The following is a 25586-nucleotide window of genomic DNA, read 5'->3' as shown; positions in this document are numbered from 1 at the left end:
ATCGGCCAAGCGGCGAGCATCATAGCGTTTCGCCAGTTGTTCGCGCTAACACAGAGCAGACGCGGCGTGAAGCGGTGAAAAAGAGCCTCTGCCCGCCTCGAACAATGCCTGTTCGCTGTATATAGTGCTAGCTCATGTAACTAAGCATTTCCCTGCTCCAGTTCCATTAATAAGAAAAGCTGCCGCCAACAGCCCGGAATGTCGACGATGAAAACAACTAAAGACAAAGACACAGATTCCACCGTTTCCGAACCCCGGACCGTTGCACATACCGAGATCGAGCCCCTCCCGCTACCGGCCCCCACCTCCCTGCAGGTCGGCGGCGAGCAGTACATGTACTTCACCGAACGCGACATCGACCGCATTCTGGAAAACCTCGATGGCCTGCGCGAACGGGTCTTCCCCAAACTGCACGGCGAGGACGCCCTCGACGCACGTCACGCCCAGCATTTTCCCTCGGTGTGCCTGATCGGCCTCGGCCGCTGTGGCTCCAACATCGCCCTGGACGTGGCCTCGCTGGTGTACAACGCGCGGCGCTTCTACCTCAACGAATTCAGCAGCCAGGAAAAGAGCGGCGGCGAGCAGCGCCCGGCCGGCTGGCTGCGCAGCAACCTGCGCCTGTCCGGCAGTCGCGCCGCCAAACCGGTTTTCCTGATCGAGCCACTGGTGATGCTGGGCGACCTGGACAAGGACATCGAGGGGCGCATCCGCTTCTCGCGCAAGGCCGAGACCAGTGGTTTCCTCGACGACTACAGCAAGATGAAGATCATGGACCTGTCCGAGGTTCACGCTGGTGGCGCCGGTAACGCGCCGATCCTCGGCCAGTACCTGGCCAAGATCATCCTCAACAAGGACACCCAGCGCTTCTCCAACGCCGACTGGAAGTTCATCCACAGCTACCTGATCGACTCCTGCGGCATCAAGGCCAACCAGTCGCGCCTGTATTTCTACATCTTCAGCGCTGGCGGCGGCACTGGCTCGGGCATGGCCTCGGAGTTCGGCCTGGCCCAGCAGTTCGCCTACATGAGCAAGACTTTCGAGACCAAGCAGGAGAGCAGCAGCGAGGACAACCGCGGCCACTCCTTCGTCTTCGAGCCGATCTTCACCAGTGGCATCTGCATCCTGCCGAACATTTCCGATCAGCGCATCGAGATGTCCGAGGCACTGCACATCAACGCCGGCCGCCTACTGTGCAAGTACCTCGCGGAGGAGTGGGACTTCTCCTACAACTTCGATAGCGAGGAAACCGGCGAAGAGAGCGTGATGCGCCGCATCCGCCCGTGGAACGCCATGATGCTGATCTCCAACGACATCATGCGCTACGCCGAAGAGAGCGACGGCGGCAACGTACAGAACATCGACGTGAACGCCATGGAGCGCCACGCCAACCAGTACATCTCGCAGCAAATCTTCAACATCCTTACCGCCCAGGCGGTGACCACCGACTACGACCAGAACTACTTCCGCCGCGCTGGCATCGACATCGGCGAGACCATCCGCCTCGACGCCAACGACCTGTTCATGAGCCTGGCCGGCCCAGTGGCCGTGGCCTATGCGGAATCCGTGGTAGCCGAACAGACGCCGCCGACCACCACCGAGAAGTTCAAGGTGTTCGAGAAGGAGCAGCCCAAGCTCAACATCGACGACCTGTTCTTCCGCTCCATCGACCTGCCGCACTTCAACAAGGTGACCCAGGCGATCGAGGGCATCAGCCTGCTGCCGATCGAGGCCAAGCGCTACCGCGCGGCCCTGGAGCAGTACAAGAAGTCCAACTTCGACGCCAGTGCCCTGAGCGACCTGCACTTCTTCAAGAACTGCTCCTCGGTGGTGTCCATTGTCTCCCTGCCGAAGGACTACAAGCTGTCCTACATGGACCTGAACCGGCTCAAGACCCACCTCAACAGCCTGTTCCCCAACACCACCCTGAAGCGCTACGCCTTGGTGATCGGCGCCTCGGCCAACCTGTCGCTGACCACCCTGATCGTCAAGAGCCCGTGCCTGTCGGACGACTTCCTGACCCTGATCGTCGCCTTCATCAAGCGCTGCTTCGCCCGCGACCAGTACCGCTACGACGAGAGCCTGGACAACGCCATGCTCGACTTCATCGTCTCCGAGGACTTCGACGAGGCACGCATCGAGGCCATGCTCAACGAATACGAAAACCCGGCGAAGATCCTCGATACCAACTGGTACGCGATCAAACCGATGTACGAGAAGAAGTACCGCGAGCTGATCCACGACCAGGACAAGTTCGTCTCGATCAACGACATCCGCCTGTCCCGCGAGAGCGTGAAGAAGGCCATCAAGTACCTGCGCGAGATCTACCGCCACCGCGTTGGCAAGACCCGGGTCATTTCGCTCAATGACTATGATGGCGGCAAGGACTGAGTTTCTAGCGGGGCTTTCAGAGACGCCATTCAGCCAGCCACCCCAGGCTGGCCGAGGTGTCACCAGCCGGGCGATATTCCGCGCCGAGCCAGTCTCGGTACCCGGCAGCCTCCAGCGCCTCCAGCAAAGGGGCGAATGTTAGCTCACCCGCCCCCGGGGCTCCCCGCCCCGGGCAGTCGGCGAACTGCACATGACCTAACCTGTCCTTCAGACGAACAATGCATTCGGCGATATCCAGTCCCTGTCGGGCCATATGATAGAAGTCAAGTTGCGCCAGGCAGTTGGGGTGATCAACCCGGCACAGCAACTCTTCCAGTTGCTCTGCGGTGTTGATCAGGAAACCGGGCATATCCAACGGATTTATGGCCTCGCATACCACGCGAACACCCAACGCCTGGAATTGCTCGGCGGTCTTGCGCAGATTGGCCTCCAGAGTGGACATCGCCTCCTCTTGGGCCACACCCTCGGCGAGCCGCCCAGGTAATACATTGATGCAAAGCGGGCGGGCTATTGCCGCATACCTCAGTGCCTCCTCCAGAGCCGCATCGAATTGGCTTTGGCGATGAGGTACTGCGGCTAACCCGGGGCCACCGGACATCAGATCGCCCGCTGGCAGATTGAAAAGCACCAGCGGCATTGCACATCGCTTCAGCTCCTCCCGCAATATCAGCGCAGGTACCTCGTAGGGGAATTGGATCTCCACTCCATCGAAGCCAGCCGCAGCAGCCGCCTGAGGACGCTGCTGCATTGGCAGCTCGTCGAATAAAAGAGATAGATTGGCGCTTACTTTCATGGGAGTTCCCCACGCAGCATTTGGATCAATGTCGAAGGGTCCTGCTCGAGATTGCCTTGGTTGCCGTGCAGGCGCATTAACTGGGCCGCCAGACCACTCATGGGGATTGATCCCTCTTTTTCACGGGCCAGCTTGACCGCCGTGTCCAGGTCCTTCAGAAGAGTCCTAACATGCCATTTGGCGGGCTCGAAGCGATTCTCGGCCATCTGCGGAGCCAGTATCTGCAGCGGTCTGGAGTCGGCAAATCCGCCGGCCAAAGCCTGTGCGAGCAAGGCGGCATCGACCCCCGAACGCTCCGCCAGAGCTACCACCTCGGCAATTACCAGAGCGTTGCAGGCGACCAGCATCTGATTGCAGACCTTGGTGACCTGGCCGGCACCAACAGGCCCCATGCGCGTAAGGCGCTGACCGAGGTGCGCCAGGATCGGGCGAACTCGTTCTATGTCATCAAGACTCCCACCGGCCATGATTGCCAGCGTACCGGCCTCGGCGCCAGGCGTTCCGCCGGATACCGGCGCATCTACCCATCGCATGCCGGTGCGAGCCTGCAGCTCCTCTGCCATCTCACGAGTGGCCGTAGGCTCCAGGCTGGAGAAATCGACCAGCAACTGGCCGGGCCGCGCCCGCTCTGCTATTCCTGTCGGCCCGAAGACCACCTGTTGCACGGCCGCCGTATCGGCCAGGCAGAGCATCACAACATCCGCCTGCTCACATAGCTGGCCGGCAGAAGGCACAATCATCGCGCCCTCCTCTGCCAAGGCAGCACATTTCTCCGCCGAGCGATTCCAGACACTCAAGGAATAGCCTGCCGAAAGTAAGCGCCGTGCCATCGGAAGCCCCATCAGGCCGATACCGGCGAATGCGAGCGAAGGTTGCATTGAAGGCACGGCTAACTCCCTGATGGATTGTGATAAGGCATTGTATCTCCGCCCCACAGAAAGCAAAAAAGCCGGTCATGGACCGGCTTTCTCAGGACATCAGGCGTTTAGTTGACGCTGATCCTGTCGCGGTTCTTTTCCAGCGTCGCCGGACCAATCCCCTTAACCTCCAATAGCTCATCGACCGAAGCGAAAGGACCATTGCTATTGCGGTGATCGACTATGGCCTGTGCCTTGGTCGAGCCAATCCCCACTAGCCCTGCCTCGAGGGTTGCGGCATCGGCAGTATTGAGATTGATCTGGCCTTCAACGTGCTGGACCTGCTCTACAGGGTCAACGGCCTTGGCGGACTCGGTGGTCGCTGCATTGACAGACAGCGATGCAAAGCAAGAGAACAACAGAACGGCGAGCGATTTCTTGTACATGGCGAAGCTCCATTTCATTTGAGGGGAACGTGAACTCCTGATCACGTCTCGAAGAGGCTAGCCCTCGCCAGAAAGCTGTCAAACAGCCACTACCTGGGTTCTGTGCGGTGCTGCACATGCATCCAGTCGACTATTTCTCCTTCCGGCGCATATCCACTCACAGTTTCGCGCAACAGTTGCCGGACCCTGTCGTAATCGTCCTTTGCCAGAACAGTCCGCATTTCGTCGAGAACCCCTTTCATTGTCTCCCAGGACAAATGCTCCTCGCTCGCTCTCATAATCATCGGATGACAGGTAGGGCTGACGTTGTCGCCAATCAGCAGTTCCTCGTAAAGCTTCTCACCGGGCCGCAAACCGGTGAACTCGATATCGATATCACCCTGAGGATTGCGTTCCGAACGGATACTGAGACCGGAGAGATGAATCATCTTCTCCGCCAGCTCCAGAATCTTCACGGGTGGTCCCATATCCAACACGAAGACATCTCCACCCTGCCCCATGGCGCCAGCCTGGATCACGAGCTGAGCCGCCTCGGAGATGGTCATGAAGTAACGGGTGATGGAGGGATGGGTCACCGTAACCGGCCCGCCGCGCTTGATCTGCTCGCGGAACAGTGGAATGACGGAGCCAGAAGAACCCAGCACATTACCGAAGCGAACCATGGTGAAGTGCGTCTTGTTGACCTGATGCACTGTCCCCGAATCATCGAACAGTACGGGAGCGGACTCCAGGCTCAGTGCCTGCAGCACCAATTCCGCCAAACGCTTGGTGCTGCCCATGATATTGGTAGGCCTGACAGCCTTATCGGTGGAAATCAACACGAAATTCTCAACACCAGCTTTAAGCGCCGCCTGCGCGGCACTCAAAGTACCAAACACATTGTTGCGAACACCTTCGGCAATGTTGTGCTCGACCATGGGCACATGCTTGTAGGCCGCAGCGTGATACAGGGTGTGGACCCCCCAAGCGCGCATCACCTCCAGTAGATAGTCCTGCGAGCGCACAGAACCGAGTATCGGTACCAGGCGGATGGGTAGTGATTCTCGCCGAATGGCCGCTTCCAGTTCGCTGTGGATGCTGTAGAGATTGAACTCGGCATGCTCAAACAGCACCAACGTACGAGGCTGACTGCCAATCAGTTGACGGCATAGCTCCGATCCGATCGAACCACCCGCGCCAGTGACCATGACGACCTTGTCGCGAATGCAACGCTCAAATAATTCGACCTGGGGAGGAACCGCATCACGACCAAGTAGGTCGGCAATATCGACCTCCTGGATATCGTCGACTCGCACCCGCCCACTGGCTAAGTCCACGATGGCTGGCACAGAACGAATGTGCAGAGGGAAAGCCTCGAGATGCTGCAGAATTTCCTTGCGCCGAGCCCGACTGGTAGACGGAATCGCCAAGAGAATCTCCTGTGCACCAGTCTCGTTGATCAATTGGGCAATATGCTTGGGCTTATAGACCTTCAGCCCTGCGATCACACGCGTAGCGATACTGTCATCGTCGTCGATGAAGGCCACTGGCCGCATCGAGCGCCCCATGCGCAGGGCCGCCACCAACTGATTGCCAGCAGTACCTGCACCATAGATAGCGACCCGAGGCAGGGCATCATCCTTGCTCGAAAAACTCATGGCCGCACGGACGTTGAACCAGTCCCCCATGAAATACTGACGCATCAGCAGTCGCAAGCCACCTGCCATGACTAGGCTCAGCCACCAGTAATTGAAGACCAGAGAGCGCGGAACAACGGCGGGTGCAGCCTTGTGCCAATAAACCACGAGCGCGAGCAACAACGCCGAGACGGTCACCGCCTTGAAGATGGTCACCAGCGCATCATTGCCCAGATAACGCAGTACCGCCCGGTACATTCCAGAACGAATATAGATAGGTATGGCAATAAGCGGAGCCGCCGCGAATAGCCATAGGTGCTCACCCAAGGGGTTGATCAGTTTGTCGGATCCCAGGCGTACCCAGAAGGCCAACCACAGGGCCACCCAGCAGATCAGGACGTCGGCGCTAAGCTGCAGTAAACGCTTATAGCGGCGCGGCCAGCTCACTAGCCAGAGACGCACATTCATAGGCTCCATGCCCCTATCGATTCAGACTACTCTGCAAGACCAGCACGATACCTAAGAGCCAAGCAGACCAACGGTACATAGGCTAGCGGCAACGCCAACCAGGCATTCCCATCCAAAGCCACCCAGACAGCCAGAGGTGTAAGCCAGCATAAATTAATAGCAACCACCGCCAGGGTAACAGGCAGATGCTTCCCATATTGGCGAGAGGCATGTTGATAGGCATGACTGCGGTGCGCCTGATAAACCTTCTCTCCTCGGACAAACCGGCGTAGCAGGGTGATGCTGGCATCAACCAGAAAGACGCCAAGCAGAATCAGCCACACCAGAAACAACTGGGGCTCGAGCCAAGTCATGTACAGCGAGATCAGCCCCAGTATCAGACCAAGAAAGCCGCTGCCGGCGTCCCCCATGAAGATTCTCGCCGGCGGGAAATTCCATATGAGGAACCCCATCGCAGCCAGTCCTAACGCAGCGGGCAGCAGCGCCGCCTGCCAATTGCCCAGCAGGATGCAGATCAATACCACAGACAGGCAGCATGTCACTGCCTCGACACCTGCAATGCCGTCGATACCATCCATGAAGTTATACAGGTTGAGCAGCCAGACCAAATACACTGCCCCGAAGATGCCACCCAACCAGCCCAGCTCGATATTTGTGTCGCCGAGCTTCATAGGGGGCATACCGCCAAGCCAACAAAGCCCCCAGATAGCGGCCGTAAAATGGACAAACAGGCGCCAGCGAGCCGGCACATGGCCGTGATCGTCGAGAAAACCAATTACAGCCACCAGGGATCCAGCCCCCAACAGCGCCATAGCTGGCCCTAAGGCGAGCCACCCAAGCGCCAACGCGACTAGCAAGGCCAGTAAAAAGCTCATCACTATGGCCATGCCCCCGCCCCGTGGGGTGGGCACGCTATGAGAGCTGCGCTGATTGGGCATGTCCAGGACGTTGCGCTGCAGCGCATACCGCCGCAGCCCCCCAGTCAACCCCCAGGAAAGCAGCAACACCGCAGACAGAAGCAGGGCCAAGATCAGCATGCATTCCTCCGAAAGCTCTCCGCGGTCAGGCGCAAAGCTTCATCAGAGCTAATCGGCGGAGCCCAATCCAATAGCGTTCGCGTCTTGTCGATATCCACCTGCAGGGAACCATACAGCCGCTGTATCAACGCATCGCGCCCCGTTATCCGCAACAGCGTATGCAACATGGGAGTCGCCCAACTCCAAAGGCGGGCCGATTGCTTGAGGGCGAGACCAAGACGACGCAACAGCTCGCTAGTGGAGAGATCTTCGCCATCACTGACGAGGAACACCTGATTGACGGCGGCCGGATGTGCGAGGCAGCGCACCAGCAGATCGACGAGATTATCCAGAGCCACCAGACTCCGACGGTTATCGATTCCACCGAGCGGCAGCGGAATACCTCGATGCAGCCAGCGCATCATGCTGAGAAAGTTGGCGCGTACACCTGGCCCGTAAACCAAGGGGGGGCGAATTATTACCACCTCCATTCCAGATTCGCGCGCGATCTGGAACAGTCCCTGCTCAGCCTCGAGCTTGGAGATTCCATAGGAATCCATAGGCGCGGGCAAGTCATCCGCTCGGAACGGCGAGTTAGCCGGTGTCGACTCTCCATTGACCTTGATGGAACTGACAAATAGGAATCGCCGAACGCCAGCCGCTGCAGCAGCCCTGGCGAGAGAAAGGGTGCCGTCGACATTGACCCGCTGAAACTCCGCCAGTGGATCAGCAGAGCGCTCGCGCATCACATGGACACGGGCCGCGGTATGCACGACAACCTGCACGCCCTGTAGCTGCTGAGCCTCGAGCCGACAATCTTCCAGATTACCCAACTCCAGGAAATCGCATGCCATATCACCCGGCGCACGAGTTGGCTCGCGCACGCCTGCAACCGCCTGGATCTCCGGCTCAGTGATAAGACGGCGAACCAGCGCCCCCCCAACAAAACCTGAGGCGCCCGTCACCAGCACCCGCATCATTGTTCAGACTCTAACGAGACGACTTGGATAAGCGTGTGCCATTCATTTGGAAGGAGCCCGAGGACGCAACAACTCATAAAAAAACTCAACCAGCCTTCGGCTTCGTTCGGATAGCACTGCGTCTCGCCGCCAAAAGGCTCAACAAAAGCGAGCCGACGGCGCCGAACACAAAAGCCAGAATCAGGAAAACAGAAAAGGGTAGCTCCGGAGTAACCCAGAATAGAATGTGGAACTCAGAACGCTGCGGATTTTGCAGCATGAGCAGCAGGATCGCTACTCCAACCAGCAAAAGCGTTCCCAGCAAAATCAAACGCTTAATACTGCCAAGCATATTCAGCTCCTTGCGAGCCGTGACCAGCTCAGCTCATTCATCCTCATTGACACGGTCACGCAATTCCTTGCCGGGCTTGAAGTGCGGCACGAACTTGCCGTCTAGGCGTACGGACTCGCCGGTCTTGGGATTACGCCCCACGCGAGGTGCGCGGTAGTGCAGGGAAAAGCTGCCGAAGCCGCGGATCTCGATGCGATCGCCGGTCGCCAGAGCCTGGGACATCTGCTCCAGCATGGTCTTGATCGCCAGCTCCACATCCTTGGAGGACAGCAGCCCCTGGTGGGTGACTATGCGCTCGATCAACTCCGACTTGGTCATGGTTTTCCCTTCTTTTTCAAGCGGCTAGATCATCTAGTAGGGTGTTTTTAGCACGCCTGTCGATGTTTGGGTAGCCCGAATGTCAAGGGGGAAAATACCAGCCCTCAGGAAATGAAAAAGGGCGACCGAAGTCGCCCTTTTTCCAGAAGCACCGGAACTTAGTTCTGGTTCATCTGAGCGCGGATCAGATCACCGATGGTGGTCGGACCAGTGCTTTCGCTTTCCTGCTTGGTGCGCAGCTCTTTCATCGCGTCCTTTTCGTCTTCGACGTCTTTGGACTTGACGGACAGGCTGATCACGCGGGACTTGCGGTCGATGCTGATGATCTTGGCTTCGACTTCGTCGCCTTCTTTCAGCACGTTACGGGCGTCTTCAACACGATCACGGCTGATTTCGGAGGCTTTCAGGATGCCTTCGATATCGCCGCCCAGGCTGATTACAGCGCCTTTGGCGTCCACTTCCTTGACGGTACCGCGCACGATGGTGCCTTTCTCGTTCAGGGAGGCGTAGTTGGAGAACGGATCGTCTTCCAGCTGCTTGATGCCCAGGGAGATGCGCTCGCGCTCCGGATCAACGGAGAGGATGACGGTTTCCAGCTCGTCGCCCTTCTTGAAACGACGTACGGCTTCTTCGCCCACTTCATTCCAGGAGATGTCGGACAGGTGAACCAGACCGTCGATGCCGCCGTCCAGACCAATGAAGATACCGAAATCGGTGATCGACTTGATGGTGCCGGAGATCTTGTCGCCCTTGTTGAACTGGCCAGAGAAGTCTTCCCACGGGTTCGACTTGCACTGCTTGATGCCCAGGGAGATACGACGACGCTCTTCGTCGATGTCGAGAACCTGAACTTCCACTTCGTCGCCGACCTGAACGACCTTGGACGGGTGGATGTTCTTGTTGGTCCAATCCATCTCGGATACGTGTACCAGGCCTTCCACGCCCTCTTCCAGCTCGGCGAAGCAGCCGTAGTCGGTCAGGTTGGTGACTTTGGCGGTAACACGGGTACCTTCCGGGTAGCGCGCTTTGATGGCAACCCATGGATCTTCGCCCAGCTGCTTCAGACCCAGGGAGACGCGGTTGCGCTCGCGATCGTACTTCAGGACCTTGACGTCGATCTCGTCGCCAACGTTGACGATCTCGGACGGGTGCTTGATGCGCTTCCAAGCCATGTCGGTGATGTGCAGCAGACCATCTACGCCGCCCAGGTCAACGAACGCACCGTAGTCGGTGAGGTTCTTGACGATACCTTTGACCTGCTGGCCTTCCTGCAGGGATTCCAGCAGAGCTTCGCGCTCGGCGCTGTTCTCGGCTTCCAGCACGCTGCGACGGGAAACGACAACGTTGTTGCGCTTCTGGTCCAGCTTGATGACCTTGAACTCCAGCTCTTTGCCTTCCAGGTGAGTGGTATCACGCACCGGACGAACATCGACCAGGGAGCCCGGCAGGAACGCGCGGATGCCGTTGACGTCAACGGTGAAGCCGCCTTTGACCTTGCCGTTGATAACGCCCTTGACTACTTCCTCAGCATTGAAAGCGGCTTCCAGAACCAGCCAGGACTCGGCGCGCTTGGCTTTCTCGCGGGACAGCTTGGTTTCACCGAAGCCGTCTTCCACAGCGTCCAGCGCAACGTGGACTTCGTCACCGACCTTGATGGTCAGCTCGCCTTGTTCGTTGAAGAACTGGTCGAGCGGGATGACGCCCTCGGACTTCAGGCCGGCATGCACGGTGACCCAGTCACCGTCGATGTCGACCACGATGCCGGTGATGATGGCACCCGGCTGCATGTCGAGGGATTTCAGGCTTTCTTCAAAAAGTTCTGCAAAGCTTTCGCTCATGTTGATTCCTGTTGATCAAGGGCGGGGATTCGCCCAAACCACACTCCAGACAATGTGGGTTCGTTATGTAAAAAGAGGCCTGCGGGACTATGACTGGTCTCCCGCATGCCTCCTTGCGAGCCTTTCGACTTAAGACAGCCGCGGCTCAGTTACCCGCAAGATCGCGACTGGCGACCTCGCTGAGAATTCTTTCCATCACCTGCTCGATGCTCAGCTCGGTGGAGTCCAGTTGAATGGCATCGACTGCCGGCTTCAACGGAGCCACCGCACGCTGCATGTCGCGCTCATCGCGCGCACGAATCTCGTCTAGCAGACTCGGCAGGCTAACACCTTCGACCTTACCTTTCAACTGCAGGTAGCGGCGACGGGCGCGCTCCTCGGCACTGGCGGTCAGATAAATCTTCAACGGCGCCTCGGGGAATACCACGGTGCCCATGTCGCGACCGTCGGCCACCAGGCCCGGCGCCTCGCGGAAGGCACGCTGGCGCTGCAGCAGCGCTTCGCGCACCGCAGGCAGGGAAGCGACCATGGAAGCACCGGCGCCAACCTGCTCGTTGCGAATGTCGTCGGTGACTTCATCGCCCTCGAGGATGATGCGCTTACCGATGAACTGCACGTCCAGATGGGCAGCCAGGGTCTTCAGCGCCTCTTCGTTGGTCAGGTCGATGCCGTGGTTGCCGGCAGCAAAGGCCAGCAGACGGTAGAGCGCGCCGGAATCCAGCAGATTCCAGCCCAGCTTGGCGGCCAGCAGGCCGGCGATGGTGCCCTTGCCCGAACCGCTCGGCCCGTCGATGGTGATGACTACGGCGCTCATTTGCCCTCCTCCGCCACGCGGATGCCGACCTGCGCCGCCAGCCCGAGGAAATTCGGGAAGGAAGTGGCGACGTTGGCGCAATCGTGGATGCGGATAGCGCCGCCGGCGCGCAGCGAGGCCACGCTGAAGGACATGGCGATGCGGTGATCACCATGGCTCCACACCTCACCACCGCCGAAGGCGCCACCCTCGATGATGATGCCGTCTGGCGTCGGCTCAGCCTTGACGCCCAGGGCGATCAGGCCATCGGCCATGACCTGGATACGGTCGGACTCCTTGACCCGCAACTCTTCCGCACCACGCAGCACGGTGCGGCCTTCGGCACAGGCGGCGGCGACGAACAGCACGGGGAACTCATCGATGGCCAGCGGCACCAGATCTTCCGGGATATCGATGCCCTTGAGTTTGGCGGCACGCACACGGATATCGGCGACGGGCTCGCCACCCACTTCACGCTGGTTTTCCAGGGTCAGGTCAGCGCCCATCAGTTTGAGGATGTCGATCACGCCGGTACGGGTCGGGTTGATGCCGACATGCTCCAGCACCAGCTCGGAGCCTTCGGCAATGCTGGCGGCGACCAGGAAGAAGGCAGCCGAGGAGATATCGGCCGGCACTTCGATATGAGTGGCGCTGAGCTTGTGGCCAGACTCAACGGTGGCGACATTGCCATCCACCGCCACCGGATAGCCGAAGCCGCGCAGCATGCGCTCGGTGTGGTCACGAGTCGGCGCCGGCTCGGTCACCGCGGTTTCGCCAGCGGCGTAGAGACCAGCCAACAGCAGGCAGGACTTGACCTGGGCGCTGGCCATCGGCATCTCGTAGCTCATGCCGGTCAGGCGCTGACCACCCTTGATGTGCATCGGCGGACGGCCTTCCGGACCGGTCTCGATCACCGCACCCATCTCGCGCAGCGGCTTGGCCACGCGGTTCATCGGGCGCTTGGACAGTGAGGCATCGCCGGTCAACACGGTATCGAACGGCTGCGCGGCCAGCAGACCGGAGAGCAGGCGCATGGAGGTGCCGGAGTTGCCCAGGTACAGTGGGCCGGGCGGCGGCTTCAGGCCATTCAGACCGACGCCGTGAATGGTCACCTTGCCATGATGCGGACCTTCGATCACTACGCCCATGTCGCGGAAGGCCTGCAGAGTGGCCAGGGCGTCTTCGCCCTCGAGGAAGCCTTCCACCTGAGTGGTGCCCTCGGCCAGCGAGCCGAGCATGATCGAGCGGTGCGAGATGGACTTGTCGCCCGGTACGCGGATGCGACCGGAGAGAGAGCCACCGGGATTGGCGAGGTAGATCAGATCATTCGAGTGCATGGCGTCCACATAGGCCCTGCGGGCCAGGATTTTGCTGAAATGCTCGCGGGCATGCCGGGCGCGGGTGAACACGCCCAGCAACTGATGCCCGTCCCCTGCGTCGACCGCGCCGCGCAGGGCGTCGAGGTCATCGCGAAATGCATCTAACGTGCGCAACACCGCCTCGCGGTTGGCGAGGAAGATGTCGTGCCACATCACCGGATCGCTGCCGGCAATCCGCGTGAAGTCGCGGAAGCCGCCGGCGGCGTAACGGAAGATCTCCAGGTTCTCGCTGCGTTTGGCCAGCGAGTCGACCAGGGTAAAGGCCAGCAGGTGCGGCAGATGACTGGTAGCGGCCAGCACCTGGTCGTGGTGCTCCACCTCCATGTGCTCCACGTCGGCCCCCAGAGCGCGCCACAAGCCGTCGACCAGCGCCAGCGCCTCGGCATCGGTGCAAGCTTGCGGCGTGAGGATCACCTTGTGACGACGGAACAGCTCGACATTGGAGGCTTCCACCCCGCTCTGCTCGGAACCGGCGATGGGATGACCCGGAACGAAACGCGCCACATCGCCACCGAAGGCCGAACGCGCGGCGCGCACCACATTGCCCTTGGCGCTGCCCACATCGGTCAGCACGGCATTGCCCAGATCCAGGCGCGCCAGCTGGGCCAGCACCTTTTCCATGGCCAGGATAGGCACCGCCAACTGGATCACCGCGGCGCCCTGACAGGCGGCCAGCTCGGTCTCGCAGCGGTCGACCACGCCCAACTCCACGGCCAGGCGACGCGACTCGGCGTCCAGATCCACCCCCACCACTTCGCTGAACAGCCCTTTCTCGCGAATCCCCTTGGCGAAGGAGCCGCCAATAAGGCCGAGCCCAACCACCACCAGGCGGCCGAGTTTGCTCGCAGCTTGTTGCAGCGGCATTGCATCAGCCACGGAGAATCTGCTCCAGCGCCTCGAGGAAGCGGGCGTTCTCCTGCTCGGTGCCGATGGACACACGCAGGAAGGTCGGCATGCCGTAACCGGCCACCGGGCGCACGATCACCCCGGCCTGCAGCAGCGCCTGGTTGATCGGCGCGGCGTCGCGGGCGAAATCGACGGCGATGAAGTTGCCCTTGGAGGCAATCCAGCTCAGCCCCAGACGGCGGAAGCCAGCCTCCAACTGCGCCATGCCGGCGTCGTTGGTGCGGCGGCTGGCGGCCAGGTAATCGGTATCGTCCAGCGCCGCGCAGGCAGCGGTCAGGGCCAGGCTGTTGACATTGAACGGCGCGCGCACGCGATTGAGCGTATCGGCCACCTGCGGCGAGCTCAGCGCATAGCCGACGCGCAGCGAGGCCAGGCCGTAGGCCTTGGAGAAGGTGCGCGAGACCAGTAGATTCGGGTAGCGCGCCAGGTAGTCGAGGCCATCCGGCAGCTCGTCACCCTCGGCGTACTCGATATAGGCCTCGTCCAGCACTACCAGCACGTTCTCCGGCACGCGAGCGAGGAAGGACTCCAGCGCGTCCGGGCCGAACCAGGTGCCGGTCGGGTTGTTCGGGTTGGCGATGAACACCACGCGGGTGTTGGAGTCGATGGCCGCCAGCATGGCTTCCAGATCATGACCATGGTCCCTGGCCGGTACCGCCTTGCCCTGGGCGCCGACGGCCTGAGTGGCGATCGGGTACACGGCGAAGGCGTACTGGCTGAACACGGCATTCAGGCCCGGTGCCAGCCAGGCGCGGGCGACCAGGTCGAGGATGTCGTTGGAGCCGTTGCCCAGGGTCACCTGGGCCGCCGTCACGCCGCAGCGTGCGGCCAGCCTGGACTTCAGCTCGAAACCATTGCCATCCGGGTAGCGGGTCAGCTCGGCCAGCTCGGCGCGGATCGCTTCCAGCGCCCTGGGCGACGGGCCCAGCGGGTTCTCGTTGCTGGCCAGCTTAACGATGCCGGCCGGGTCGAGATTCAGCTCACGGGCCAGCTCATCGACCGGCTTGCCCGGCACATAGGGCGAAAGTTTCTGCACGCCCGGCACGGCCTGGGCGAGGAAATCGCAACTCATGAGCTCTCCTCAGACACTCACGCGGCTCAGAGAACCGCTTTCGGGTAGGAACCCAGCACTTTCAGGGCGACGGCTTCGCCGTTGATCTTTTCCAGCACGTCCTTGATCAGCGGGTCCTGGTGGTGACCGACGAAGTCGATGAAGAACACGTAGGTCCACTTGCCGCTGCGCGACGGGCGGGTCTCGATGCGGGTCAGATCGATGCCGTTGGTGTGGAACGGCACCAGCAGCTCGTGCAGCGCGCCCGGCTTGTTGCGCATGGAGACGATCACCGAGGTCTTGTCGTCGCCGGTCGGCGGCACTTCCTGGCTGCCGATGATGAGGAAGCGCGTGGAGTTGTCCGGGCGGTCCTCGATCTTCTCCTGCAGCTTGCTCAGGCCGTAGAGGTTGGCCGCCATGTCGCCGGCGATCGCCGCCGAGTTCCATTCGCTCTTCACCCGCTTGGCCGCATCGGCATTGCTGGGCACCGCCACGCGCTCGACGTTCGGGTAATGCGCGTCCAGCCACTTGCGGCACTGGGCCAGGGACTGGGCGTGGGAATAGATGCGGGTGATCTTGTCGGTCTTGGTGGTATCGCCGACCAGCAGGTGATGGTGGATGCGCAGCTCCACCTCGCCGCAGATGACCATGTCGTGTTCGAGGAAGCTGTCCAGGGTGTGGTTCACCGCACCCTCGGTGGAGTTTTCCACCGGCACCACGCCGAAGTTGACCGCACCGGCGGCCACTTCGCGGAACACCTCGTCGATCGCCGCCATCGGCTGGCTGATCACCGCATGACCGAAATGCTTGAGCGCCGCGGCCTGGGAGAAAGTACCTTCCGGCCCCAGGTAGGCGATCTTCAGCGGCTGCTCCAGGGCCAGGCAGGAGGACATGATCTCGCGGAACAGCCGCGCCATTTCCTCGTTGTCCAACGGGCCTTTGTTCAGCTCCATGATGTGCTTGAGCACCCAGGCTTCACGCTCGGGGCGGTAGAACACCGGTTTCTCGCCTTCCGGCAGGGAGGCCATCTTCACCCGCGCCACGTCCTGGGCGCAGCGCGCACGCTCACTGATCAGATCGAGAATCTTCTCGTCGAGGCTGTCGATGCGCACCCGCAGCGCCTTGAGCTGATCGGCGTCACTCATCAGGCGTGCTCCCTCTCGAACTCCGCCATATAGGCAACCAGGGCCTCGACCGCGTCCAGACCGGTGGCGTTATAGATGGAGGCACGCATGCCGCCCACCGAACGATGGCCTTTGAGGTTGAGCAGACCGCGCGCATCGGCACCGGCGAGGAAGGCCTTGTCCAGCTTCTCGTCGGCCAGGCGGAACGGCACGTTCATCCAGGAGCGGGCGCTCGGCTGAATCGGGTTGCTGTAGAAGTCGCTGGCGTCGATGGCCTTGTACAGCAGGTCCTTCTTGGCCTTGTTGCGCTGCTCCATCGCGGCGACGCCGCCCTGCTCCTTCAGCCACTCGAAGACCAGGCCGGAGAGGTACCAGGAATAGGTCGCCGGGGTGTTGTACATGGAGCCGTTGTCGGCGGCGATCTTGTAGTTGAGCATGGTCGGGCAGACGCTACGGGCACGGCCCAGCAGGTCTTCGCGGATGATCGCGACGACCAGGCCGCTCGGGCCGATGTTCTTCTGCGCGCCGGCGTATATCAGGCCGAACTTGGACACGTCGACTTCGCGGGAAAGGATGTCCGAGGACATGTCCACCACCAGCGGGGTGTCGCCCACCTCGGGAATCCAGTCGAACTGCAGACCGCCGATGGTCTCGTTGCTGGCGTAGTGCACGTAGGCGGCGTCTTTCGACAGCTGCCATTCGTTCTGCCCGGGAATGGCGAAGTAGTCGTAGCCTTTGGCGCTGGCGGCGACATTGACGTTGCCGTAGCGACGCGCCTCCTCGATGGCCTTCTTCGACCAGATGCCGGTCTCGATATAGTCGGCGGTGCCGTCTTCCGGCAGCAGGTTCAGCGGAATCTCGGCGAACTGCTGGCTGGCGCCGCCCTGCAGGAACAGCACCTTGTAGTCGCTCGGGATGCTCAGCAGGTCGCGCAGGTCCTGTTCGGCCTTCTCGGCAATGGCCACGTACTCGTCGCTGCGGTGGCTCATCTCCATCACAGAGAGGCCCTTGCCCTGCCAGTCGAGCATCTCGGCCTGGGCGCGTTGCAGCACAGCGGTCGGCAGCGCGGCCGGGCCGGCGCAGAAGTTATGGGCGCGTTTGCTCACGTCAATCTCACTCTTCGTCGCTTGGGGCGTCTACCGGGGTCTCACCCTCGTCCGCCGCTTCCACTTGTTCGGTTTCGGCGCCTTCGGCCAGCACTTCGCCTTCGATGTCGTCATCCGAGCCGGATGGCTCCTGGACTCGCTCCAGGCCAACCAGGGTCTCGTCGTCGGCCAGTTTGATCAGGATCACGCCCTGGGTGTTACGGCCGGCGCCACGGACTTCATCGACACGGGTACGCACCAGGGTGCCCTGGTCGGAAATCAGCATGATTTCCTCGCCATCCAACACCTGCACGGCGCCGACCAGATTGCCGTTACGCTCGTTGATCACCATGGCGATCACGCCCTGGCCACCACGCCCGCGACGCGGGTAATCGGCCAGCGGGGTGCGCTTGCCGTAGCCGCGCGCGGAAGCGGAGAGGATCTGCGCGCCGGCTTCCGGGATCAGCATGGAGATGATGCGCTGCTCGCCAGCCAGACGCATGCCACGCACGCCACGGGCCAGACGACCCATGATGCGCACCTTGCTCTCCTTGAAGCGGATCACCTTGCCGGCGTCGGAGAACATCATCACGTCCTTCGAACCATCGGTGATGGCGGCGGCGATCAGCGAGTCGCCCTCTTCCAGCTTCAGGGCGATCAGGCCGTTGGAACGCGGCTTGGTGAACTGGATCAGCGGGGTCTTCTTCACCGTGCCGTAGGCGGTCGCCATAAAGATGTAGGCACCGGTCGGCTCGTCCTGACTGAAGTCGGAGTCGTCGCCTTCTTCGGCCTCCTCCACCTCGACCACTTCAGCGACCTGCTCGGCGACTACGTCGTCGTCATCGTTCTCTTCGTCGGCGAAGCGTGCACGCACCGCCTCGAGGTCGATCTGCAGCATGGCGGTGATGCGTTCACCCTCGTCCAGCGGCAGCAGGTTGACCAGCGGGCGACCACGCGCGGTACGCGAGGCTTCCGGGATCTCGAAGGTGCGCAGCCAGTAGACCTTGCCCTTGCTGGAGAACAGCAGCAGGGTGGCGTGGCTGTTGGCGACAAGCAGATGCTCGATGTAGTCCTCGTCCTTCACCCCGGTGGCCGACTTGCCTTTACCGCCGCGACGCTGGGCCTGGTAGGCGGCCAGCGGCTGGGACTTGGCGTAGCCGCCGTGGGAGATGGTGACGACACGCTCTTCCTCGGTGATCAGGTCGGCGATGGTCAGGTCCATCTGCGAGGCCATGATCTCGGTGCGACGTACGTCGCCGAACTCGGCCTTGACCTTCTCCAGCTCCTCGCGGATGACTTCCATCAGGCGCTCAGGGCTGGTCAGGATGCGGATCAGCTCGCCGATCTGAGTCAGGATCTCCTGGTACTCGGACAGCAGCTTCTCGTGTTCCAGACCGGTCAGGCGGTGCAGGCGCAGCTCGAGGATGGCCTGAGCCTGCTCGGGCGACAGGTAGTACTTGCCGTCACGCAAGCCGTATTGCGGGTCCAGGTCTTCCGGACGGCAGGAATCGGCACCGGCGCGCTCGACCATGGCTTCCACGGCAGTGGAGGCCCAGGCGGTGGCAATCAGGCGTTCCTTGGCCTCGGCCGGGGTCGGCGAGGTCTTGATCAGCTCGATCACCGGGTCGATGTTCGACAGAGCGACGGCCTGACCTTCGAGGATGTGGCCACGCTCGCGGGCCTTGCGCAGCTCGTAGACGGTCCGACGGGTCACCACTTCACGGCGGTGACGGACGAACACTTCGAGCATGTCCTTCAGGTTCAGCGTGCGCGGCTGGCCATCAACCAGGGCCACGACGTTGATGCCGAACACGCTCTGCATCTGGGTCTGGGCGTAGAGGTTGTTCAGCACCACCTCGCCGACTTCGCCACGGCGCAGCTCGATGACCACGCGCATGCCGTCCTTGTCGGACTCGTCGCGCAGCTCGGTGATGCCTTCGATCTTCTTCTCTTTGACCAGCTCGGCGATCTTCTCGATCAGACGCGCCTTGTTCAGCTGGTACGGCAGCTCGGTGACGATGATCTGCTGGCGGCTACCGCCCTTGTCCATGTCCTCGACCGTGGCGCGGGCCCGCATGTAGATGCGGCCACGACCGGTGCGATAGGCCTCGATGATGCCGGCACGGCCATTGATGATGCCCGCGGTCGGGAAGTCCGGACCGGGGATGAACTGCATCAGCTCATCGACGGTCAACTCGGGGTTGTCGATCAGCGCCAGGCAGCCGTCGATCACCTCGGTCAGGTTGTGCGGCGGAATGTTGGTCGCCATGCCCACGGCGATACCGGACGAGCCGTTGACCAGCAGGTTGGGGATCTTGGTCGGCATGACCGCCGGGATCTGCTCGGTGCCGTCGTAGTTGGGCACCCAGTCGACAGTTTCCTTGTCCAGGTCGGCCAGCAGCTCGTGGGCCAGCTTGGCCATGCGCACTTCGGTGTATCGCATGGCCGCGGCGTTGTCGCCGTCCACCGAACCGAAGTTGCCCTGGCCGTCGACCAGCATGTAGCGCAAGGAGAAGGGCTGAGCCATACGCACGATGGTGTCGTAGACAGCCGTGTCGCCGTGCGGGTGGTACTTACCGATCACGTCACCGACCACACGGGCGGACTTCTTGTAGGCCTTGTTCCAGTCGTTGCCCAGCTCGCTCATCGCGTAGAGCACGCGGCGGTGCACGGGCTTCAAGCCGTCGCGCGCATCCGGCAGCGCACGCCCGACGATCACGCTCATGGCGTAGTCGAGGTAGGACTGTTTCAGCTCGTCTTCGATATTGACCGGGAGGATTTCTTTGGCCAGTTCGCCCATGAGAAGCCTAGTTCCTTTTATGAATGCCCCGCAGGAGGGATCTCAACATGAAGAGCCTTTGCGACCCCTTATGGAAGCCGGGCAGCTTACCACAGGCAAGGAACACCGCCATAAGCTCAGACGCACGCTATTCAGCCTGGATTGCCCCCTAGCAACGGTATCCGTTAAAATTTGTGAAGGCCAACGCGCCAGCCAAGAGCAGTACCCGCACCACCAAGGCGCTAAGGCCATGCTGAACGGACTCAAGACAGACACAACTACCTCCTCACCTACCATCCAACCGATCGACCAAGTAGCCATCCTGCTGTCGACTTTTAATGGAGAGGAGTTTCTGCGAGCGCAACTTGACTCGCTAGTGACCCAAAGCTATTCCAATTGGACTATTTATGCGTCCGACGATGGGTCTAGCGACGCAACCTTGAAAATACTTTCAGAGTATCAGGCACAACTCGGTCCATTCCGACTAAAAATTCTTACCGGCCCGCGCAAAGGCTTTGCCGCAAACTTTATGAGCCTGCTGCAAAACGAGCACATTCAGGCTGAATATTTCGCATTTTGCGACCAAGACGATATCTGGGAACCCGCCCGCCTCGAGACGGGAGTTCAGTGGATGCGCGATGTACCTCCGCACCTACCCGCTCTATTCTGCTCCCGCACCCGCTTAGTAAATGCCCAGGGAAAACCAATCGGTTTTTCCCCCTTATTCAAAAAGCAGCCCTGCTTCAGAAATGCTCTCGTTCAAAGTATTGCTGGCGGCAATACCATGCTGCTAAATAAAACAAGCCGCCAATTGCTTGCTCAAACGCGCAAGATAGAGCTCGTTGTATCGCACGACTGGTGGGCCTATATTTTAGTTAGCGCGCACAACGGCATACTTGAATACAGCGATAAAGCGCTCGTCAATTATCGCCAACACAGAAAGAATCTAGTTGGCTCAAACTCATCTCTTCGAGAGCGCCTAGTTCGTATATCAAAGATATTTCAAGGAACTTTCCGAGACTGGAATGAAAGAAACATCAGCGAACTTGATAACTTTCGCCAATCTCTCCCGACGCAAAATAAAAACGCCTTAGATCTTTTTGCCGAGAGCCGACAAGCTATACTGCCAAAGCGCATCAGCTTGCTACTACGATCTGGCGTTTATAGACAATCTCTCTCTGACGCAGTAGGACTCCTGCTCGCAGCCATATTGAAAAGGATGTAGTCATGACCATTTTAGTTACTGGAAGTGCAGGTTTCATTGGCGCAAACTTCGTGCTCGACTGGCTCACACAAGAAACCGAGACCGTAATCAGCTTAGACAAGCTAACCTATGCAGGTAATCTGCAGAACTTGGCCAACCTAAAAAACGACTCTCGGCATATTTTCATTCATGGCGACATAGGAGATATGGCGCTAGTCGCTGACCTTCTTGCCAAATACAAACCAAGGGCCATTGTCAATTTTGCTGCAGAATCTCACGTTGACCGCTCCATCCATGGCCCAGAAGAATTCATTCAAACCAATATCGTTGGAACATTCCGCCTATTGGATTCAGTTCGCGCCTACTGGGGTATCCTGCCTGATGCCGAGAAGAAAGCGTTTCGCTTCCTACATGTTTCCACCGATGAAGTATACGGCTCTCTAAGCCCGACCGATCCAGCCTTCACGGAAAATAACAAGTACGAACCCAACAGCCCATACTCCGCCTCCAAGGCAGCTTCAGACCATTTGGTGAGAGCGTATCACCACACTTACGGCCTTCCCGTACTCACCACAAATTGCTCCAACAATTATGGCCCCTATCATTTCCCGGAAAAGTTGATTCCTCTGATCATCCACAACGCCCTCTCCGGCAAGCCCCTTCCAATTTACGGCGACGGGCAACAAATTCGTGACTGGCTATATGTCAAAGACCATTGCGCGGCCATCTGTCGAGTATTGGAGGCAGGTCAGTTAGGCGAAACCTACAACGTCGGCGGCTGGAATGAAAAATCCAATATTGATGTGGTGCACACCCTCTGCACCATCCTCGACCAAGAGCAACCTAGAGCCGATGGGAAAAGCTATCGCGAACAGATCACTTTCGTGAAAGACCGCCCTGGCCACGATCGCCGCTATGCCATTGACGCCACACGCTTAGAGCGCGAGCTCGGATGGAAGCCCGCAGAAACCTTCGAAACAGGCATCCGCAAGACTGTTCGCTGGTACTTGGACAACCAGGACTGGGTCCAGAACGTAACTAGTGGCAGCTATCGCGAATGGGTCGGCCAGCAATACACTTGAGAAAGATACTTCTACTGGGTAGCAACGGTCAGGTGGGCTGGGAGCTACAACGTTCGCTTGCCCCACTGGGAAATCTTCTAGCATGCGACCGCCAGCAAGCCGACCTGGGCGACCTGCCGCATCTGGAACAATTGATTCGCCGAGAACAGCCCGACATCATCGTAAATGCCGGCGCCTATACAGCGGTAGACAAAGCCGAGAGCGAAATCGCTCTCGCTCGAAGAATCAATGCCGAGGCCCCATCCGCATTAGCAAAGCTGGCACTCGAACTCGGCATCTGGCTTGTTCACTATTCCACCGACTACGTATTCGATGGCAGCGGAAACACCCCGAACTCAGAAGACTCCCCTACCTTACCCCTGAGCATCTACGGTAAAACCAAACTGGAAGGAGAGCAGGCCATCCGCGACAGCGGTTGCAATCATCTAATCTTCAGAACCAGTTGGGCCTATGCGGCACGAGGCTCAAACTTCGCCAGAACCATGCTCCGCCTAGCTCAGGAGAAAAATGAGCTTCGCGTGATTGCGGATCAATATGGAGCCCCAACCAGCGCCGAGTTGATTGCAGACGTTACCGCCCTAGCCCTGCAGCGCCTTGCTCAGGACTCGGAGCAGAGCGCTCGCGCGAGTGGTACCTACCATCTTGTCGCCAGTGGCGAAACGAATTGGCACCAATATGCACAGTTCGTTATTGCAGAAGCCAGTCGTCTTGGTCTGAAACTACGCACTAATTCAGAGCGCATCATCCCTATCAGCACAAACGAGTTCCCTCTGCCGGCAAAGCGCCCCTCAAACTCGCGCCTTAACAACAGTAAATTGCAAAGAACCTTCGACTTGGTGATGCCCAACTGGGAATACCACGTCAAACGCATGGTTCAAGAAACTATCCAACAGAGCACATTATGAAACGCAAAGGAATCATCCTCGCCGGCGGCTCTGGCACCCGGCTGCACCCGGCCACCCTGGCCATTTCCAAGCAACTGCTGCCGGTATACGACAAGCCCATGGTCTATTACCCACTCAGCACCCTGATGCTGGCCGGCATCCGCGATATTCTGATTATTTCCACCCCGCAAGACACCCCGCGTTTCGAACAATTGCTCGGTGACGGCAGCCAGTGGGGGCTTAACCTTCAATACGCAGTACAAGCCTCACCGGATGGTCTCGCGCAGGCTTTCATCATCGGCGAGGATTTCATTGGAGACTCCCCGTCAGCGCTGGTTCTAGGGGACAACATCTTCCACGGCCACGACTTCGATCATCTGCTGGGTAATGCGATGAGCCGAGAGAAAGGCGCCAGTGTCTTTGCATACCACGTGCATGATCCCGAACGCTACGGCGTGGCTGAGTTCGACACCAGCGGCAAGGTGCTGTCTCTCGAGGAAAAGCCACAACACCCTAAGTCCAGCTATGCCGTGACGGGCCTCTATTTCTATGACAACCAAGTCGTAGAGCTTGCAAAAAACCTCCAGCCCTCTGCCCGCGGCGAATTGGAGATTACCGACCTGAACCGCCTTTATCTCGAACAGGGGCAACTCAGTGTTGAGATCATGGGACGTGGCTATGCCTGGCTTGATACAGGCACGCACGATTCGCTCCTCGAAGCCAGTCAGTTTATCGCCACACTGGAACACCGCCAGGGTTTGAAAGTGGCTTGCCCCGAAGAGATTGCATACCGACAAAACTGGATCAGCGGAGAACAGCTTAAATCACTAGCACAGCCGCTGACCAAAAATGGCTATGGGCAATACCTACTGAGCCTACTTACAGAGAAACTGATGTGATGAAAATCACCAAAACAGAAGTGCCTGATGTAATTGTGATCGAGCCAAGAGTTTTTGGCGATGAGCGCGGCTTCTTTTATGAGAGCTTTAATGGCGAGCAATTTCGAGAGGCTACCAAAGTCAACGTTAACTTTGTGCAGGATAACCACTCGAAGTCTGTAAAAGACGTACTGCGCGGCCTTCACTATCAACTCAAGCAACCCCAAGGGAAGCTTGTTCGAGTTGTACAAGGCGAAGTTTTCGATGTCGCTGTAGATATTCGCAGATCCTCGCCGACCTTTGGCAAATGGGTCGGAATCCACCTAAGCGCCGAAAACAAGAAGCAACTTTGGATTCCAGCAGGTTTTGCACACGGCTTCGTTGTATTGAGTGAAACAGCCGAATTTTTATACAAAACCACTGACTACTACTCTCCCGAAAACGAGCGCTGCATCATTTGGGATGACGAAATGATTGGAATCGAATGGCCGCTTAGCCACCCCCCACAACTGTCCGCTAAAGATTCGAAGGGTTTACGCCTGTCCGAAGCAGAGATTTTCGAGTAACTTTCCAGGCGAGCCCTCACAGTGTTTATAAATTTCTTCAGGGATTTGTACGAATCAAAGCTTGTGCTTAAGCAGTTGATTTGGCAGCAGCTTACGATGCGTTACCGAAGGACCGCTCTCGGTTTTCTGTGGACGCTGCTGAACCCGCTGCTGACTATGATCGTCACGTCAATAGTTTTTTCCATGATAATGCGATGGCCGCTGAAAACCTTCGCCATCTTTCTTTTCTCCGGACTGGTGCCGTATACCTTCTTCTCGAACTGCTTATCGCAGGGAATGCAGTCACTGCTTAACAGCGAAGCACTGATCAAAAAGATCAAGGTCCCCAAACAGATATTTGTCGTATCACAATCGATCAGCCTGCTTGTAGATGCGCTGTTGAGCACGCTTTGCTTGTTCCTGATTGCATTGGCAATCGGCGCCCCCCTCACATGGTCATTGACGATATTGCCGATCAATTTCCTGCTGATCTTTATCTTCGCTCTTGGATTGGCGCTGGCCTTATCTGTTGCCACCGTGTCCTTCCGCGACCTCCCCAATCTAGTCGGGGTAGCACTGCAGGCACTCTACTACCTAACCCCGATTATTTATCCACTATCTTTCGTTCCGGAAAATTATCGGTGGCTCTTCGACCTTAACCCAATGACACTATTTGTCGAAATATTTAGACTACCTTTATATGAGGGGAGCGTAGCCGGTATAGATACCTACTGGAAAGTGGCACTCTTGGCCACCCTCAGCCTCATTCTAGGCATTTACACTTTCAAGAAAAACGACCCTTACATCGTATTTAAGCTGTGAACA

22 protein-coding genes are annotated in these 25586 nt (G+C 59.2%); 7 read left to right on the top strand and 15 right to left on the bottom strand.

What is annotated here, in order from left to right; genetic code table 11:
* The first annotated feature begins 207 nt into the window (after nt 1-207).
* Nucleotides 208-2388: a hypothetical protein gene (locus N7607_RS21420; protein WP_279868106.1), complete on the top strand. Its 2181-nt coding sequence runs from the start codon at nt 208-210 to the stop codon at nt 2386-2388.
* 16 nt (nt 2389-2404) lie between these two features.
* Here N7607_RS21420 and N7607_RS21415 read toward each other — a convergent pair whose 3' ends face one another.
* From N7607_RS21415 to gyrA, 15 genes are all read right to left on the bottom strand, one after another.
* Nucleotides 2405-3181, bottom strand: coding sequence for a TIM barrel protein (locus N7607_RS21415; RefSeq protein ID WP_279868107.1), 777 nt, complete (start codon nt 3179-3181; stop codon nt 2405-2407).
* Nucleotides 3178-4068, bottom strand: coding sequence for an NAD(P)-dependent oxidoreductase (locus N7607_RS21410; protein ID WP_279868108.1), 891 nt, complete (start codon nt 4066-4068; stop codon nt 3178-3180). Before N7607_RS21410 ends, N7607_RS21415 begins: the two co-directional genes overlap by 4 nt.
* Nucleotides 4069-4166: 98 nt before the next feature.
* A complete protein-coding gene (locus N7607_RS21405) occupies nt 4167-4484 on the bottom strand; it encodes a helix-hairpin-helix domain-containing protein (protein WP_279868110.1) in 318 nt (105 codons plus the stop codon).
* An 89-nt stretch (nt 4485-4573) separates the two neighbouring features.
* Nucleotides 4574-6568 (bottom strand): nucleoside-diphosphate sugar epimerase/dehydratase, encoded by a 1995-nt coding sequence (locus N7607_RS21400; RefSeq protein ID WP_279868112.1) that lies wholly within the window; start codon nt 6566-6568, stop codon nt 4574-4576.
* Between the two features lie 26 nt (nt 6569-6594).
* Nucleotides 6595-7605, bottom strand: a complete 1011-nt coding sequence (locus tag N7607_RS21395) for a glycosyltransferase family 4 protein (protein WP_279868114.1) — start codon at nt 7603-7605, stop codon at nt 6595-6597.
* Entirely contained in the window at nt 7599-8564 is a 966-nt protein-coding gene (locus N7607_RS21390) for an NAD-dependent epimerase/dehydratase family protein (RefSeq protein ID WP_279868117.1), read from the bottom strand. The genes N7607_RS21395 and N7607_RS21390 overlap by 7 nt, the downstream gene beginning before the upstream one ends.
* Before the next feature lie 85 nt (nt 8565-8649).
* Entirely contained in the window at nt 8650-8895 is a 246-nt protein-coding gene (locus N7607_RS21385) for a lipopolysaccharide assembly protein LapA domain-containing protein (RefSeq protein WP_279868119.1), read from the bottom strand.
* Nucleotides 8896-8928: 33 nt separating this feature from the next.
* Nucleotides 8929-9213, bottom strand: coding sequence for an integration host factor subunit beta (gene ihfB / locus N7607_RS21380; protein WP_137971639.1), 285 nt, complete (start codon nt 9211-9213; stop codon nt 8929-8931).
* 158 nt (nt 9214-9371) lie between these two features.
* A complete protein-coding gene (gene rpsA / locus N7607_RS21375; protein WP_137971638.1) occupies nt 9372-11051 on the bottom strand; it encodes a 30S ribosomal protein S1 in 1680 nt (559 codons plus the stop codon).
* A 145-nt stretch (nt 11052-11196) separates the two neighbouring features.
* Complete coding sequence (gene cmk, locus N7607_RS21370; protein ID WP_279868120.1) at nt 11197-11865, bottom strand: (d)CMP kinase; 669 nt, start codon at nt 11863-11865, stop codon at nt 11197-11199.
* The gene (locus N7607_RS21365) at nt 11862-14099 is read right to left on the bottom strand and encodes a bifunctional prephenate dehydrogenase/3-phosphoshikimate 1-carboxyvinyltransferase (protein WP_279868122.1); all 2238 of its coding nucleotides are present in this window, start codon (nt 14097-14099) and stop codon (nt 11862-11864) included. Before N7607_RS21365 ends, cmk begins: the two co-directional genes overlap by 4 nt.
* A complete protein-coding gene (gene hisC, locus N7607_RS21360) occupies nt 14092-15201 on the bottom strand; it encodes a histidinol-phosphate transaminase (RefSeq protein WP_279868123.1) in 1110 nt (369 codons plus the stop codon). Before hisC ends, N7607_RS21365 begins: the two co-directional genes overlap by 8 nt.
* Nucleotides 15202-15227: 26 nt before the next feature.
* Nucleotides 15228-16325: a prephenate dehydratase gene (pheA, locus tag N7607_RS21355; RefSeq protein WP_279868125.1), complete on the bottom strand. Its 1098-nt coding sequence runs from the start codon at nt 16323-16325 to the stop codon at nt 15228-15230.
* Complete coding sequence (gene serC, locus N7607_RS21350; RefSeq protein WP_279868126.1) at nt 16325-17410, bottom strand: 3-phosphoserine/phosphohydroxythreonine transaminase; 1086 nt, start codon at nt 17408-17410, stop codon at nt 16325-16327. The genes pheA and serC overlap by 1 nt, the downstream gene beginning before the upstream one ends.
* A 7-nt stretch (nt 17411-17417) precedes the next feature.
* On the bottom strand, nt 17418-20189 hold the full coding sequence (gyrA, locus tag N7607_RS21345) for a DNA gyrase subunit A (protein ID WP_279868127.1): 2772 nt from the start codon (nt 20187-20189) through the stop codon (nt 17418-17420).
* A 229-nt stretch (nt 20190-20418) separates the two neighbouring features.
* Here gyrA and N7607_RS21340 point away from each other — a divergent pair, with 229 nt between their 5' ends.
* The 6 genes from N7607_RS21340 to N7607_RS21315 all read left to right on the top strand — a co-directional run bounded on the left by N7607_RS21340 (nt 20419) and on the right by N7607_RS21315 (nt 25583).
* Nucleotides 20419-21393: a glycosyltransferase family 2 protein gene (locus N7607_RS21340; RefSeq protein WP_279868128.1), complete on the top strand. Its 975-nt coding sequence runs from the start codon at nt 20419-20421 to the stop codon at nt 21391-21393.
* A gap of 2 nt (nt 21394-21395) precedes the next feature.
* On the top strand, nt 21396-22454 hold the full coding sequence (rfbB, locus tag N7607_RS21335; RefSeq protein ID WP_279868129.1) for a dTDP-glucose 4,6-dehydratase: 1059 nt from the start codon (nt 21396-21398) through the stop codon (nt 22452-22454).
* Nucleotides 22451-23359 carry a dTDP-4-dehydrorhamnose reductase gene (rfbD, locus tag N7607_RS21330; protein WP_279868130.1) on the top strand — a complete coding sequence of 303 codons (909 nt, stop codon included), beginning with the start codon at nt 22451-22453 and terminating at the stop codon, nt 23357-23359. The genes rfbB and rfbD overlap by 4 nt, the downstream gene beginning before the upstream one ends.
* Nucleotides 23356-24237, top strand: coding sequence for a glucose-1-phosphate thymidylyltransferase RfbA (gene rfbA / locus N7607_RS21325; protein WP_279868131.1), 882 nt, complete (start codon nt 23356-23358; stop codon nt 24235-24237). Before rfbD ends, rfbA begins: the two co-directional genes overlap by 4 nt.
* Nucleotides 24237-24782: a dTDP-4-dehydrorhamnose 3,5-epimerase gene (gene rfbC, locus N7607_RS21320; RefSeq protein WP_279868133.1), complete on the top strand. Its 546-nt coding sequence runs from the start codon at nt 24237-24239 to the stop codon at nt 24780-24782. The genes rfbA and rfbC overlap by 1 nt, the downstream gene beginning before the upstream one ends.
* A 63-nt stretch (nt 24783-24845) precedes the next feature.
* Nucleotides 24846-25583 (top strand): ABC transporter permease, encoded by a 738-nt coding sequence (locus N7607_RS21315; protein ID WP_279868135.1) that lies wholly within the window; start codon nt 24846-24848, stop codon nt 25581-25583.
* Nucleotides 25584-25586: the final 3 nt, after the last annotated feature.

The organism is Pseudomonas sp. GD04019 (assembly GCF_029837695.1).
GTDB lineage: Bacteria > Pseudomonadota > Gammaproteobacteria > Pseudomonadales > Pseudomonadaceae > Aquipseudomonas.
Note: the sequence above shows the minus strand (reverse complement) of the source record. Positions and strands in the feature narration are given on the sequence as shown.

Excerpts from the sequence above, each read along its gene's own strand:
- hisC (WP_279868123.1), bottom strand. The coding sequence starts at position 15,201 with ATGAGTTGCGATTTCCTCGCCCAGGCCGTGCCGGGCGTGCAGAAACTT.
- N7607_RS21390 (WP_279868117.1), bottom strand. The coding sequence starts at position 8,564 with ATGATGCGGGTGCTGGTGACGGGCGCCTCAGGTTTTGTTGGGGGGGCG.
- N7607_RS21405 (WP_279868110.1), bottom strand. The coding sequence starts at position 4,484 with ATGTACAAGAAATCGCTCGCCGTTCTGTTGTTCTCTTGCTTTGCATCG.
- ihfB (WP_137971639.1), bottom strand. The coding sequence starts at position 9,213 with ATGACCAAGTCGGAGTTGATCGAGCGCATAGTCACCCACCAGGGGCTG.
- N7607_RS21340 (WP_279868128.1), top strand. The coding sequence starts at position 20,419 with ATGCTGAACGGACTCAAGACAGACACAACTACCTCCTCACCTACCATC.
- rfbA (WP_279868131.1), top strand. The coding sequence starts at position 23,356 with ATGAAACGCAAAGGAATCATCCTCGCCGGCGGCTCTGGCACCCGGCTG.
- N7607_RS21395 (WP_279868114.1), bottom strand. The coding sequence starts at position 7,605 with ATGCTGATCTTGGCCCTGCTTCTGTCTGCGGTGTTGCTGCTTTCCTGG.
- pheA (WP_279868125.1), bottom strand. The coding sequence starts at position 16,325 with ATGAGTGACGCCGATCAGCTCAAGGCGCTGCGGGTGCGCATCGACAGC.
- N7607_RS21385 (WP_279868119.1), bottom strand. The coding sequence starts at position 8,895 with ATGCTTGGCAGTATTAAGCGTTTGATTTTGCTGGGAACGCTTTTGCTG.
- N7607_RS21415 (WP_279868107.1), bottom strand. The coding sequence starts at position 3,181 with ATGAAAGTAAGCGCCAATCTATCTCTTTTATTCGACGAGCTGCCAATG.
- rfbB (WP_279868129.1), top strand. The coding sequence starts at position 21,396 with ATGACCATTTTAGTTACTGGAAGTGCAGGTTTCATTGGCGCAAACTTC.
- gyrA (WP_279868127.1), bottom strand. The coding sequence starts at position 20,189 with ATGGGCGAACTGGCCAAAGAAATCCTCCCGGTCAATATCGAAGACGAG.
- rfbC (WP_279868133.1), top strand. The coding sequence starts at position 24,237 with ATGAAAATCACCAAAACAGAAGTGCCTGATGTAATTGTGATCGAGCCA.
- N7607_RS21400 (WP_279868112.1), bottom strand. The coding sequence starts at position 6,568 with ATGAATGTGCGTCTCTGGCTAGTGAGCTGGCCGCGCCGCTATAAGCGT.
- cmk (WP_279868120.1), bottom strand. The coding sequence starts at position 11,865 with ATGAGCGCCGTAGTCATCACCATCGACGGGCCGAGCGGTTCGGGCAAG.
- rpsA (WP_137971638.1), bottom strand. The coding sequence starts at position 11,051 with ATGAGCGAAAGCTTTGCAGAACTTTTTGAAGAAAGCCTGAAATCCCTC.
- N7607_RS21420 (WP_279868106.1), top strand. The coding sequence starts at position 208 with ATGAAAACAACTAAAGACAAAGACACAGATTCCACCGTTTCCGAACCC.